At 68.2% G+C, this 13,877-nt stretch carries 9 protein-coding genes and 1 tRNA gene; 3 read left to right on the forward strand and 7 right to left on the reverse strand.

The genetic code is table 11. The features are described from left to right. Positions 1-94 precede the first annotated feature (94 nt). Both FV217_RS19920 and FV217_RS19925 read left to right on the forward strand, forming a co-directional pair. A complete protein-coding gene (locus FV217_RS19920) occupies positions 95-1,438 on the forward strand; it encodes a sorbosone dehydrogenase family protein (protein WP_147819166.1) in 1,344 nt (447 codons plus the stop codon). A 1,069-nt stretch (positions 1,439-2,507) separates the two neighbouring features. Further along, complete coding sequence (locus tag FV217_RS19925) at positions 2,508-3,185, forward strand: MarC family protein (RefSeq protein WP_147819168.1); 678 nt, start codon at positions 2,508-2,510, stop codon at positions 3,183-3,185. Between the two features lie 101 nt (positions 3,186-3,286). Here the strand turns inward: FV217_RS19925 and FV217_RS19930 are convergent, their stop codons facing one another. Both FV217_RS19930 and FV217_RS19935 read right to left on the reverse strand, forming a co-directional pair. Continuing rightward, entirely contained in the window at positions 3,287-3,613 is a 327-nt protein-coding gene (locus tag FV217_RS19930) for a hypothetical protein (protein ID WP_147819170.1), read from the reverse strand. 175 nt (positions 3,614-3,788) lie between these two features. Continuing rightward, entirely contained in the window at positions 3,789-4,004 is a 216-nt protein-coding gene (locus FV217_RS19935; protein ID WP_147819172.1) for a hypothetical protein, read from the reverse strand. Between the two features lie 253 nt (positions 4,005-4,257). Here FV217_RS19935 and FV217_RS19940 point away from each other — a divergent pair. Next, positions 4,258-4,347, forward strand: a tRNA-Ser gene (locus FV217_RS19940). A 90-nt stretch (positions 4,348-4,437) separates the two neighbouring features. Here the strand turns inward: FV217_RS19940 and FV217_RS19945 are convergent. The 5 genes from FV217_RS19945 to FV217_RS23720 all read right to left on the reverse strand — a co-directional run bounded on the left by FV217_RS19945 (position 4,438) and on the right by FV217_RS23720 (position 13,873). Continuing rightward, positions 4,438-5,751 (reverse strand): cobalamin-dependent protein, encoded by a 1,314-nt coding sequence (locus tag FV217_RS19945; RefSeq protein ID WP_147819174.1) that lies wholly within the window; start codon positions 5,749-5,751, stop codon positions 4,438-4,440. Then, positions 5,748-7,109 carry a cobalamin-dependent protein gene (locus tag FV217_RS19950; RefSeq protein ID WP_147819176.1) on the reverse strand — a complete coding sequence of 454 codons (1,362 nt, stop codon included), beginning with the start codon at positions 7,107-7,109 and terminating at the stop codon, positions 5,748-5,750. The genes FV217_RS19945 and FV217_RS19950 overlap by 4 nt, the downstream gene beginning before the upstream one ends. A gap of 108 nt (positions 7,110-7,217) precedes the next feature. Further along, positions 7,218-8,009 (reverse strand): methyltransferase domain-containing protein, encoded by a 792-nt coding sequence (locus FV217_RS19955; RefSeq protein ID WP_147819178.1) that lies wholly within the window; start codon positions 8,007-8,009, stop codon positions 7,218-7,220. Positions 8,010-8,013: 4 nt separating this feature from the next. After that, positions 8,014-8,832, reverse strand: coding sequence for a 2OG-Fe(II) oxygenase (locus tag FV217_RS19960; protein ID WP_147819180.1), 819 nt, complete (start codon positions 8,830-8,832; stop codon positions 8,014-8,016). Between the two features lie 196 nt (positions 8,833-9,028). Further along, a complete protein-coding gene (locus FV217_RS23720) occupies positions 9,029-13,873 on the reverse strand; it encodes a calcium-binding protein (protein WP_348641977.1) in 4,845 nt (1,614 codons plus the stop codon). Positions 13,874-13,877 lie beyond the last annotated feature (4 nt).

Here is a 13,877-nt window from a genome sequence, read left to right on the forward strand (position 1 = left end):
CCCACCTCCCGCGAACCCACGCCCCTTTCCGGCGTTGAACCCCGCGGCGCCGCCCCGATGCGCCGCGCGATATCCGGAACGAGTGCGGACCCCGATGCGGACAGGATCGAAGATCGGCCTCGCGGCCCTCGTGGTGGCATTGGCCGGCGGGGTCGCGTTCTACGAGTTCGTCCTCTTCCCCGAGAGCGCCACCCTGGCATTCGCCGCCGGCACCGGCGCCAGCCCGACCCTGCCGCCGCCGAACCCCACCCTGATGCCGACGGTGAACATCGCCCGCGTCGCCGGTTGGCAGGACGGCGCCAAGCCGCAAGCGGCGCAAGGGCTCGCGGTCGCCGCCTTCGCCACCGGCCTCACCCATCCGCGCTGGGTTGTGACGCTGCCGAACGGCGACCTGCTGGTCGCCGAGGCGAACAAGTCGAGGACCGACGACCCCTCCACCGGCATCGCCGACTGGGTGGCCGACAAGGTGAAGAGCATGGCCGGGGCCGGCGTGCCGAGCCCGGACAAGATCACCCTGCTCCGCGACAAGGACGGCGACGGCAAGGCCGAGGAGCGCCACGACTTCCTCAAAGGCCTGCATTCGCCCTTCGGCATGGCGCTAGTGGGCGGCGACCTCTACGTCGCCAATGCCGACGCGCTGGTGAAGGTGCCCTACACGGAGGGCCAGACCGAGATCACGGCGACGCCGGAAAAGGTCGTCGACCTGCCGTCCGGCATCAACCACCACTGGACCAAGAACGTCATCGCCAGCGCCGACGGCCAAAAGCTCTTCGTCACGGTGGGCTCGAAATCAAATGTCGGCGAGAACGGCCTCGACAAGGAAAAGGGCCGCGCCGCAATCTACGTCTACGATATCGCTGCGAAGGATTTTCGCGAATACGCCACCGGCCTGCGCAACCCGAACGGCCTCGCCCTCGAGCCGCAGACCGGCGCGCTCTGGACCGCCGTGAACGAGCGCGACGAGATCGGCAGCGACCTCGTGCCAGACTATATCACCCACGTGCAGGAGGGCGGCTTCTATGGCTGGCCCTGGGCCTATTGGGGCACAAACGCCGACGCCCGTGTGCAGCCGGCGAACCCGGACAAGGTCGCACAGGCGATCGCGCCGGACTACGCGGTGGGCACCCACACCGCCTCCCTCGGCATCGCCTTCGGCATGGCCTCGTCCCTCCCCCAGGCCTGGAAGAGCGGCCTCTTCGTCGCCCAGCACGGCTCCTGGAACCGCCGCCCGAAGAGCGGCTACAAGGTGCTCTACGTGCCCTTCGCCGACGGAAAGCCCTCCGGACAGCCGGTGGACGCCCTCACCGGGTTTCTGGATGCCGACGAGAAGGCGCAGGGGCGTCCGGTGGACGTGACGCTCGACAAGAGCGGGGCTTTGCTGGTGACGGACGATGTGGGGAAGGCGGTCTGGCGGGTGACTGGGGCGCAGGGGATGTAAAAACCATTCCTAAAGACCGGGGTAGCAAAAGATTGCTACCTATCGATATTCAAGGAATATTTAGACAATAGATCTGTCCAGACACGGCTCAAAAGAAAAGTAAAACTGCCTATGGCGCATGACGTGGAGCAGAGTCCGGCCTTGAGAGTTTGAGAAGATTATCGTTCAAGATAGTCGACTCCGTAGGGACTGGAAGATGGCCGCGAATTTTTCGCCATCTCCATATCGCCGGTCTCATCCGCCGAATGTGCGTCGATAATCTCAAGAAAAATGGAATATATAATTTCTCTCTTTATTAGATCAAATACTTAAACAACTCCATTAATTTGCGCAACATATAGAATGTTATACCGTATCCGGTTGATCCGTTCGGTCTCATGGCCCTTTCCCGGATGCCTGCAGCGGAGCGAAAGGTGATCCGGGATCCAGCGTAACAAGGGCCGCGCCTGCGGCTCGAATGGAACGGCGCAGACGTTTAGACGCTTCGCGACGTCCTTGTGCTGGGTCCCGGATGGGGTTCCGCTGGCGCCCCACCCGTCCGGGGACGGGAGCGTGGTAGGCTGAAGGAATCAACCGGAAACCGTATTATTGACTGATATTGGTAACGCTCAGTTCTGAAAAATTCGTCGTAGAGGCAAATCTTACAAAGCCATTTCTCTGTTTCTAAAGAAAAAGCGTTAATATTACCGTCATAAGCGAAAGTCGTTAGAAACTGGTCACGCCAAAAAACTGGCTTTGCTCGCGAACTTCCAAACTAAGAATTTTTTCGACACCGTCCTTTTGCGAGACGCGCGCCAAATTCGTTCGTTACCGATAAAGGCCATGCACTCGACAAGGGGCAATCATCGTACGTATCTTCGGTGATGAGAATTGTCTTATCTTTGCTAAAAAATCCAAAAAACCAGCTTGGCGACTGCCGCCACAATTGTCCTGCGAGGTCCGCATCTCTATCAGGCGAAGTTCCGAGCCCACATTCTGTTCGGACCAATCCTCTACACCCATGGCCGATTGTCCTAGCGGTTGACCGGCCCTCGAGAGGTCCGGTCCTGCACAAAGAACCGAGCTGCCGATGACGTGGTGGATCCTGGCGACGCAGAGCTTTCTGGCGGCCGCCTCAGCGTTGTTCTCCATCGTAAATCCCCTGGGCGGTGCGCTGATCTTCGCGCAGATCACCGGGGATCGGACCCACGCGCAACGCACCGTGCTCGCGCGGCGCGTCATGATCTACGCCGCGATCGTCATGATGTCGTCGCTGTGGATCGGCGCCTATGTCGTCGACTTCTTCGGCGTCTCGATCTCGGCATTGCGCGTGGCTGGCGGCCTGGTCGTTGCGGCCAGTGGCTGGCGCTTGCTGAATGCGCCCGAGAAGAACGATGACAAGAAGCAGGCCCAGGCCGAGGATGCGCGGGGCCAGGACGACATCGCGTTCTTTCCCCTAACGCTGCCGCTGACGACGGGGCCCGGCTCCATCGCGGTCGCCATCGCGCTCGGATCGAACCGTCCGGCAGGGGGTGCCGCGTTCGCGGCCTTCGCGACGGGCACCTCCGCTGCTGCGCTGGCGATCGCGCTGACGATCGGCCTCACCTACAGCTGGGCCGACTGGATCACCGATCTGCTCGGCCAAGCGCGCATCAGGATCATCGCGCGGCTCGCGGCCTTCATCCTGCTCTGCATCGGCGTACAGATCACGATGAACGGCGTCTTGGACGCGCTGAGCGCGCAGGGGTGCTTCTCGGGCCGATCGTGACGGGGTATCGGATCGCTGGGCGGCCTGCCGCGCAGCTTCACCCGCTCAGCGGAACGTCGCGTGCCATTCCGGCCGAGGGTTCACGCCTGCCTCGCCCGCCTTCACCGAAAACTCTTCCGATAGAGTGGATACAGATACGTGTCGTCCGGCGGCTGCACCCCGGTCGAGCCCGTCGCGATGCCGGCGCCGGAGGGTGCCCCACCGGTTCCGGACGTGCGGCCGAAGGAGAGCCCGCCGGGATTGGACGCGGCCCCGCCCGTCCCCGCGCCGGACGTACCGCTTCCGCCAGCCGAGAGCCCGCCGGGATCGGCGATGCCGCCCGCCGACGGCAAGGTCGCGCCCGAGCCGGAAGGCGTGGCCGACGTGACCTGCGCCGAGGCCGGCGCAGCCAGCGACAGGGCGATGACGGCTCCTGCGAGTAGTCTCATTCCAAAAATCTCCTCCTGCGCGGCCGAGGCCGCGCCGTGTGGAGGGTCAACGTCCACCAGAGCGAGCCGGTTTCGGGCGCCCTCCCCTCGGGCCGGCAGCCGCGGGCCTCGGCTCTTCGGGCTGCCGGCCGGCGCGAACGCGCGCCGCCACGCCTGCCCGGACGGGCCGCTGTTCTCAGACCGCCAGCGCCGGCCGGCGGACATAGCCGCGCGAGATCATGCGGCCGGTCTCTCGCGTCCGGCGCTCGGCCTCCACGAGGTCGGCGAGCGCGTCGGCGATCACCCGGCGCAGGGCCAGGGCCGCATCGCCCCCCACGGTGCCGAGATAGGCCTGGGCGATATCTTCCACCGGGCAGGCCGGGACGCTCGGGTTCACCAGGGGCTGGGGCATGGTCTCGCTCCGACTCGCATTGAGAACGGATCCAGAACACGCCAGAGTGGTTAACGAGGGGTTAACGCCCTCCCTGCAATCCTGTGGATGACGCCGTTTCGCCCCCGCGCGCCACCCCGCCGCCGCCGGCCACAGCCGCTGCGCGGATCATCTTGACCAGACCCCGACGCCTCCGCTATCACCCGCCCGTCGTCGGCCCGTTCGCGGTGCCCACGACCGATCCAGGCCCGCCCGCGCTGGCGGCCGGGGGGTGGGAGAGGTGGCAGAGCGGTTGATTGTACCGCACTCGAAATGCGGCATGGGTGCAAGCCCATCGGGGGTTCGAATCCCCCCCTCTCCGCCAAGGTTTTTCGCTTCCAGTTTGCCTGCCAGGACGCCCCGTGAGGGCGTTTCCGTTGGCGCCCTTCCTTTTGAAAACCGAACCTTGCGCGGTTCAGCGCGGTGGCGGGAACGTCCAGAAGAATTCGCCGGTGCGGCCGCCGTTCATCGTGGCCTGCCGGGTCAGGAACCGGCACTCGGTCTGCAGCGCGGCCTCGCTCCAGCCAGTGCAGGAGATCATCTTGAGGGAGACCGGATCGTAGTCGAGCCGGTGCTCGGGCGGGGAGCGCACCATCAGGCCGGAGGGCAGCACGACGCAGTGGTAGACGCGCAGCGCGCAGGGCAGACAGCGGGCGCGCTCGAAATTGCGACGGAAGGCCTCCGGGCTATCGCCGGGCAGGCCGAGGATGATCTCGACGGCGAGGCTCGCCACGGCGTCGAGCTTGGCGAAGGTCTCGTCGAAGCGCCGCTCGTCGTAGGTGCGGTCGACATGGGCCAGCACGGCGTTGTCGAAGCTCTGCAGGCCGATGCCGACATAGGCGTCGCTGACGGAGGCCAGGAAATCCAGGTGCTCCTGGCGCACGGCCGCTGGGTAGACCTCGCAGATCAGCCCGTGTTTCTCGAAGAAGCCGCTCTCGTCCGCCGCGCGCCTGAGGTTGAGGAAGGCATTGCGGTTGAGGTTGAGCCCGGCGTCGACGAGCAGCGCGGCGTAGACCCCGTGGCGGGCAATCGCCCCGAATTCCCGGTCGAGATGCTCCACCGCCCGGACGCGCTTGGGCGATTCCATCACGCCCCACTCACAGAAGGCGCAGGTGAAGGGGCAGCCGCGATAGGTCTGGAGCACGCCGAGCCCGCCATGCTGGACGAGGTCCAGGGCGTAGGGCGAGGGCAGGCTGTCGAGGTCGGCGAGCGGCCGGGCTGGCGTCTCCCGCCATCCGGGGCCGTCCTTGACCGCGACGCCGCGCAGCGTCCCGAGCGCTTCGGGCGTGCGCGCATCGAGGGAAACGATATCGCGAAACGTTTCCTCGCCCTCGTTGATCACGAGCACGTCGATCGCATCACGCAAGCCGAAGAACGGTGGCTTCGCGAACATCACCGGGCGGGCGGAGGGGCCGCCGAACACCAGGAGCCGGCTCGGGTCGTCCTGCTTGATCAGGGCGGCGACGCGGCAGAGGAACGGCAGCGACCAGAGATAGGCCGAGAAGCCGACGATGTCGGGATCGAAGGCGACGATCTCGCGGGCGACCGTGGCGGGATCGGCCTCGTCGAGGTCCCAGACGCGGCAGGCGAGATCGGGAAAGCCGGCGGCGCGCACCGAGGCCTCGACCATGCGCAGGCCGAGATTGGGCACGAAGCTCGGCATCGCCGGATCGCGCTCGGGATATTGCGCGACGAGGGCGACGCGCCGGCCGGATCGGCAGGCCGTCATTGCCCTGCGGCCCGCCGCCAGGAGGGGCGTTCCTCACGCCGGGGAAACGCCCACCAGAACTCGCCGGCCTTCCCGCCCGCGGCGAGCGAGCGGCGGCGCAGCTCCTGGCGCGTGCGGGCCACCGCCTCCTCGCTCCAGCCCTCGCAAGAACGGATCGTCATGGTCTCAGTGTCGAAGCGGATGTTCCATTCCGGCCGGCTGCGGGTCAGCAGCGCGTCGGGCAGCACGAGGCAGTGGTAGACCCGGACGTTGGCCGGCAGCGACAGGGCGTAGTCCAAGGTGCGAAAGAAGCCCTCGGGCGTGTCGCCCGGCAGGGCGGCGATGATCTGCAACTCGATGTTGGTCACGGCGGCCAGCGCCCGCACCGCCGCCTCGAAGCGCGGCGAATCCGAGGGCCGGTCGTGCAGCCGCAGCACGGCCGGATCCATCGACTGCATGCCGACGCCGAGATAGGCGGTGCCGATCTCCTCAATGAAGGCGAGGTGCTCGTCGCGCACGATGGAGGGGTAGATCTCGGCCCAGAACAGGGTCTCCTTGAGGAAGCCCGAGCGCTGGTTGGCGATGCGCAGGTTGCGGAACGCGCCGATGTTCAGGTTGAGCCCTGCATCGAGCAGGAAGACGGCCGGCGCCTCGTGTCGGCGGAACGCCTCGAGCTCGCCCGCGACGTAGTCGGCGGAGAAGGCCGCCTTGGTGTTCTCCTTCGAGCCCCACTCGCAGAAGCGGCAGGAGAGCGGACAGCCGCGAAACGTCTCGAGATAGGCGACCCCGCCCTGCGGCATCAGGCCGTGCGCGTAGGGCGAGGCGATGCGGTCGAGAGATGCGATCTGCGGCCGGCGCTCGGTTCGGAACCAGCCCGTTTCCGTCGGCAGCGTCAGCCCCCGCACGCTCTCCCACGCGGTGCGCTCGAAGCTCGGCAGCTTCGCGATGTCCTGGATGATCTCCTCGCCGTCGCCCTCGACGACCGCGTCGAGGTAGCCGTGCGCCGGGCCGTAGGGTTCGAGGTCGAAGAAGGCCGAGCGGGCAGAGGGTCCGCCGAACACGATCGGGAGCCTGGGCCGGTGGCGCCGGAGGCGACGCGCCACCTCGATCATCGCCGGGGCCGACCAGACATAGATCGAGAAGCCGACGAGGTCGGGTTCGAAGGCCAGGATCTCCTCGAGATAGCCCTCCAGGTCATCGGCGCGGCGGTCGATCTGCGCGACCTGGAGGCCGGCGAGATCGGGGTCGCCCAGCAAAGCCGCGTGGATGCGCCGGATACCGAAACTCGGCAGGCGCAGATGGCCGAGTTCCTGCGCATCCGGACGCGGGGTCAGGCAGACGAGGGCGACACGCCGTGCGCGGGTTGTGGGGAGGGACATGCGACTCGGGAGGGGAGCTGGCAGGCGCACTACGTCTTCGTGCGGCGGATGAGCGAATTCAAGGCGTTGCGCGAACGGCGCCGGCTGGATGCGTTCGGAGCTCCTGCGTCATCGCCTGTCGAGACGCAGATGGAGGTAGCGCAGGCAACCGAGGCGGTGCAGCTCCCGGAGCACGACGCCGCCACTCAGCTCCGCACGATCGTCGGGGGCGATCGTGTGGTAGCTCGGCCGGACGTGGGCAGTCGCGTCGGTCATGCCGAGCGCGAAGCCGGCCCGCTCGGCATTGCAGCGGATTTCGTCCAGAGAGGTCCATAGGGCGGGCCAGGGGCCGAAATCCGCCTCCAGCCTGTCCGCGAAGGCGGCGATCGTCCCTGGCGGCAACGGCGGCCTCGCGAGAACGAAGTCGCTCATCACCAGGACGCCGCCGCGCGGCAAGACGCGATGCGCTTCCGCGAAGAAGGCGCTCCGGCTCGCGAAATGAAAGGCCGCCTCGACGCAGAGGAGCCGGTCGAACGCGGCGTCGGCGAAGGGCAGACGGCAGGCGTCGGCCGCGACCCAGGCGGCATTCGCCGCCGCGGCATCGCTGCGGAGGCAGACCCTCAGCTGGCGTGCATCGATGTTGATGCCGAAGGGCATGACGCCGGGATGCGTCCGGCAGATCGCATGCAGGGTGCCGCCGAAGCCGCAGCCGACATCGAGCACACGGTCGCCGGGCTGAAGGTCCAGCATGGCGATCAGGTGTTCGCTCAGGCGCGCCTGGGCTCGGCCAAACCCGGCGCGGGCCTGGGACGGCCCCACGGCATCCGGCTCGTCCCAGTATCCGAGATGGACATGGTCGATGGCGGCGCCTTGGGCGATCGCTCCGAGAAACGCATCGAAATAGGCCGGGACCCGCGGCAACGCCCTAGCCCCAGCAATAGACGCCGTCCCCGGCGCGCGAGGCGGCCATGAACGAGCAGGCCGTCCAGCGCTTGGTGCCGCCGGCCACGGGAGTGACGTGGTGCAGCATGCGGCCCGACCGCAGCAGCACGAGCGTTCCGGCCTCGACGTCGAAGGCATGCCGGGCGAAGGCCGCGAGATCCGGCTTCGCTGCCGTGCGGTCGCGGTTCTGGAAGCGCGAAGACCACGCCTCGGATGGCGCATCGAAGACTTCGAGCATCCCACCCCGTTCGGCCTTCGACAGGGTGAGCACGAAGGAGAAGGTGTCGCCTTCGATCAGGGATTCGAGGTGGCGGTAGCTCGGCCGCATCCGCTGCTCGTTGTCGAAATGGGGCGGGATGTAGCCGCCTTCATGATGCGAGCGCAGGGTGGTGACCATGTAGGGGACGGCACCGGGCGGCCCGGGCGGCGCGGTGTAGGAGCGGCCGCCGTCGATGGCCGAGAGGACCGCCATGACGCGGCTTTCGAAGCCGCCATGGGGCGCCATCAGCGCCGCGAGGGACTCCGAGAAGCCCGGCGCCATGGAAAAATACGCCTCCAGGTCCGGATCGGCGAGGTTGAGGTTCATGCCGTAGAAGTGCGAGCGGAACGGCGCCGGGAACGACGTGGTCGGGAAGTCCTGCGCGTTCGCTTCGATCTCGGACACGATCCGCGACGATTCCGAGGCCGTGAAGACGTTTCGGACGACGACAGCCTGGATCGCGTCGGCGCGCAGCCGGCTCAAGGCGGTGCCGTGGGACGCCATCTCCGCCCTGTCGAAGGTGACCGTTCGCAGAAACGTCATCGCATACCATCTCGGCTCGACCGTCCGGACCTTTCTCCGTGAGCGCAGCAACACAGGCCCGCACAGGCTACGTTTCCAGACATAGCGCTGGCCCTACGGATGCAGACCCGGGCGCCGTCGCCGCATGCCGGCTGCCTCGATTGACGAGGCAGCCCTTTCGTCGGAGGGCGCGTCCGCCGGCGGATGTGCCCGCCCCTCACTTCGCATGCTGCGTCGGATCGCCGAAGCGCTTGGCGAGGAAGAGGATGTCGTCCTCCTGCAACGCCTGTTGCACCAGGCTGCCCTTCGCCTCGTCGAAGAACCAGGTCGTGTACTTCGACGGCGCGCCGGTCGGGACGTTGTTCGCCCGCAGCAGGATGTCGCCACCCTGGATCGAGCGGATCACGTCGCTGGCCAGCAGCGGCTTGTGTGCGACGCCCTCGATGAGGGACGGCCGGCCGGCGATGGACTTCGGCATGAGCGAGTCGGCGGTCGTCGCGGAGAGCGACGGCAACGTGACGCCCGCATCGTAGACCCAGCCCGCCCGCTTCTTGACGAAGCCGTTGAAGGTCAGGCCGCCGCCCTCGGTGATCTGATCCGGCCCGGTCTGCGTGCCCTGCGGCATGCCGAACGGTGCGAACCCGAACCAGAACGGTCCCGCAGCGTAGGGGTAGCCGTAGGGCGTGGAGGCCTGTGACGGCAGACCGTAGGTGGACATGGAGTTCGCCAGCGACGGAGCACCGTATCTCCCGGGCACCGGCACACCGTAGGCGTAGTTGAGGATCTGGTTCGGCGTGCCGGCCGTGGTGATGATGCCGATGCTGGCAGGGTAACCGGCCGGGCTGAAGCTGCCGTTCTGCGTCCCGATATCGGTGGGATTGAGCGCCGTGAGGGCGTTCGGTCCGACCATTCTGCCCTCGGCATCGATCGCGGGAACGAGCGTCGCCGTCGAGCCGAAGATGCGGTTTTCACCGGCACCGCCCGCGATGATATCCTCGCCGGCCTTCACCGAGCTCGCATAGACGCCCGAGGACGGCTGCAGATCGAGCGGCACGCCCGGCGCGAAGCCGGACAGGACCGCCCTGCTGCGCAGGAACTGCGACAGGTAGCCCGGCTCGGCCGGAAGTCCCCTCAGGGCCGCCGACGGGAAGCCGAAGATACCCCCGTTGAGCGGATTGGCCATCTGCCCGGAGGGCGGGCTGGACTGGAGAACGGACCCGTTCCAGCTGTAGCCGTACCAGACGGGATAGACCGCGCCGAGAACGTCCACGGCCAGGGCGTCCGAGGCCGAGCGGGTCCACGGATCGAGATCCGTGCCGAGACCGGCGGAGCCGATCCCCAGAACCCGCGCCGACACCTGCGCACGATCCTCCGCCAGGCTGGCGGCGGTCACACCCGCCCCGTCGGAGGCGTTGGCCGACGGCATCTGGATGAGGGCGGTGTCGCCGATGAGCGTGTCGTTCCCGGTCCCGCCCAGGATGCGGTCGTTGCCGAGTTCGAGGCGGTTGCCCGTGGCGTTTGCCGCGGCGATCCAGTCGAGGCCGACGGCCTGGCGATCGACCGGGAAGTCTGCGGTGAGCTCCTTCAGCATCGCCTCGAACCGCGCCGCCGCCCGGTCGACGAGCGCCGCCTCGATCGAAGCCGCCGTGCCCGCCGCGGCGGGATCTGAGGTCGCGAGGCCGCGCGCCACGCCCGGCCGAAGCATCACGAGGGTATCGCCGACCACGAGGTCGTTGCCGGCGCCCGCATCGATGACGTCGTTGCCGATCGACACCGTGTGCTTCGTCCGCAGCTGATCCGGCAAGCCGAACAGCAGCATCTCCTTGAGAGACATGCCGGACGCGTTTTCCAGGTTCGTCGTGACCTGCGCCTGGGCAACCCGACCCGTCATGGCGAGGTCGGTGACGACCGTGCGCATGTCGGAAAGGAAGTCGCTGAGCGAAGCCGCCGCCTCGCCCGACAGGCTGCGCAGGGGACCGGGTCCGCGCACGATCGTGCGGGCTGCATCGCCGACGACGATGTCGTCGCCGTCGCCGCCGGTGATGGTGTCGTTGCCGTAGGCGATCGCCGCAGCCGAAGGCTGGCCGCGACCGGCGTTCAGCATGTCGACCCCGGAGCCGAGGCTGGCGAAGACGCCGAGCAGATCCTGCAGAGAGGCCGAGATCTTGTCGATCTGGCCGTTCAGAGCGGCATAGGCCGTGACGTCGAGGCTGTAGGTCTCGCCGCTGTCACCGTAGATCGTGTCGTTGCCTGCACCACCGTCGATGGTGTCGTTGCCCGCGAGCACGCCGTTGGCGTTGTAGATGCTCGGGACGAGAGAGGCGTAGACGGTCCAGTTGCCGCCGTCGCTGCGCCGGATCGGATCGGCGCCGGCGATGTCGGCGGCCACACCCGCCATCGCGGGATACACCTCGATGCGCGGTGCGCCGACGCCGAGGGCGGCGGGTACGAGGTTGGCGGCCGGCACCACGACCTCGCCGCCGAGCGGCAGCGCGATCCCGGTTCCCGGAGCGGCCCCGATCAGCCGGATGGCGTTCACGATGCCCGGCTGGTCGGACACGGTCTCCGAGAGGTTGGAGGCCCGGTCGCCGAAGATCAGGTCGTCGCCACCGCCACCGCGCAGGGTGTCGTTGCCACGCTGGCCGAACAGCACGTCGTTGCCGTCGCCGCCGTCGATCGTGTCGTCGTAGGCCGCAGCCAGCGAGACCGTCAGGGCGGCGGTCGTCGCGCCGCCGGCACCCAGCGACAGGCGCGTTCCGGCCTTGTCGCTGGCGCCGACGGCGAGCACGAGGTCCGCCCCGGCGAGCTTGGCGGCGAGGTCCGCCGTCGCCGAAGCTCCGGCCGCCAAGCCGGTGTCGATGCTGCCGGTGACTGAGCCGATCTCCTCGAGCACCACGTCGCGATGCCAGGTGCCGTCGGTGTTGAGCACCGCCGAACCGTCGGTGCGATAGGCGCGCACGATGCGGCCCTCGTCGCCGAGCAGGTAGTCGACGCCGGCGCCGCCATCGATCGTGTCGCGGCCGAGGCCGCCCACGATCTCGTCGGAGCCGTCGCCACCAGCGATCCTGTCGTCGCCCATCTGGCCGAACAGGCGATCGTCGCCCGCGCCGCCGTCGATGGTGTCGTTACCGGCGACGAAGTCGATCAGGTCGAAGCGCAGCACGTCGCGCATCACCGTATCGGCGAAGCTGCCGGGATTGCGCTGCCAGGTGACGGTCTTGACGTCGTCCAGCAGCACGTTGCGCGTGATCACGCCGTTGTCGCCGAGGATCACGTCCGCACCGCCGCCGCCGGTCAGGGTGTCGTTGCCGTCAGCGCCGCCGACCACGTTGTGGCCGCCGGTGATGTCGTCGTCGCCATCGCCGCCGGACAACGTGTCGTCGCCCTGCTGGCCGTAGAGGAAGTCGTCGCCGGCACCGCCCTCGATGGTGTCGTTTCCGCCGCCGTCGACCGCGGCCGTGAAGGTCGAGACCGCGCGCTGATTCACCGGCAGCGCGACGTCGTAGAGCATGTGGTCGCCGAACAGCACGTCGTGACCGCCGCCGCCGAGGATGACGTCCGCGCCGGTGCCGCCGGACACGGTGTCGTTGCCGTCGCCGGCCTCGATGCGGTCGTCGCCGCCCGCGAGCGGATCCGTCGTGGTCGCACGCCGGACCACGGCGCGGCCGCCGACCAGAGCGAGTTCCGCCCGGGCGTTGTCGCCGAAGATCATGTCGGCGCCGGTGCCGGTGAGGATCCTGTCCGCACCGACGCCGCCGAAGACGAGGTTGTCGCCGTCGCCGGCCACGATGGTGTCGCCGCCGCCGATGGTCGGATCGATCGTCTCCAGCACCGCCAGGACGCCGTCGGCGAAGGTGGCGCGGCCGTCGTCGCCGACGATGACGTCGTTGCCGAGACCGGTGGTGATCGCGTCGCCGCCGAGGCCGCCGAAGACGAGGTTGTCGCCGTTGCCGGCGCGGATGGTGTCCCCCGCGCCCGAGGTCGCATCGATCGTCGTGATCGAGGTCACGATGCCGACCGCGTAGCGCACGTCGCCGCTGTCGCCGAGCACGATGTCCGCGCCCGAGCCGACGGTGATGGTGTCGGAGCCGACGCCGCCGAGGACGAGGTTGTCGCCATCGCCGGCATTCATGCTGTCGTCGCCGCCGAGCGTCGTATCGGTCGAGGTCACCTGGGCGAGGACGCCGTTCGCGTCGAAGCGCAGGAGGCCGCTGTCGCCGAGTACGATATCGCGGCCCGAGCCGGTCTCGATCGAGTCGGCATCCATGCCGCCGATGACGATGTTGCTGCCTTCGCCCGCCTTGATGACGTCCTTGCCGCCGATGCCGGCGTCGAGGCTGCGGATCAGCACGGGCCGTCCGAGCGCGAACTGGGCTTCGCCGCTATCGCCGAGAATCACGTCGGCGCCGCCACCGGTGGTGATCGCGTCGGAGCCTGCACCACCGATGACGAGGTTGTCGCCGTCGCCGGCCGTCACCGTGTCGTCCCCGCCGAGCGCCGTGTCGGTCGAGACGACCTGCACGAGGGCACCGGAGGCGTAGCGCACGGTCCCGCTGTCGCCGAGCACGATATCGGCGCCCGAGCCGGTCTCGATGGCGTCGGCATCCATGCCGCCGAGGACGATGTTGTTGCCGTTGCCGGCCTTGATGATGTCCTTGCCGCCGACGCCGGCGTCGAGGCTACGCAGCAGTGTCAGCAGGCCAGCCTCGTAGAGGGCCTCGCCGCTGTCGCCGAGGATCACGTCGGCGCCGCCACCGGTGGTGATCGTGTCGGAAGCCGCGCCACCGAAGGTGACGTTGTCGCCCGCACCGGTATCGATCGTGTCGTCGCCGCCGATCCCGGATTCCACCGAGACGATCTGGCTGAACAGACCCTTGGCGTCGAAGCGGATTTCACCGTTGTCGCCGAGCACCGCGTCGCGGCCCGAGCCGGTGACGATGAGGTCCGCGCCCGCACCGCCGAGCACGACGTTGTCGCCTTCGCCCGCCCGGATCTCGTCCGCGCCGCCGATCGCCGGGCTCGTCGTCCGCACGAACACCGGCACCAGCGCGCTCAGCGTCACCGCG

It is taken from the genome of Methylobacterium sp. WL9 (genome assembly GCF_008040035.1).
GTDB classification, from domain to species: domain Bacteria; phylum Pseudomonadota; class Alphaproteobacteria; order Rhizobiales; family Beijerinckiaceae; genus Methylobacterium; species Methylobacterium thuringiense.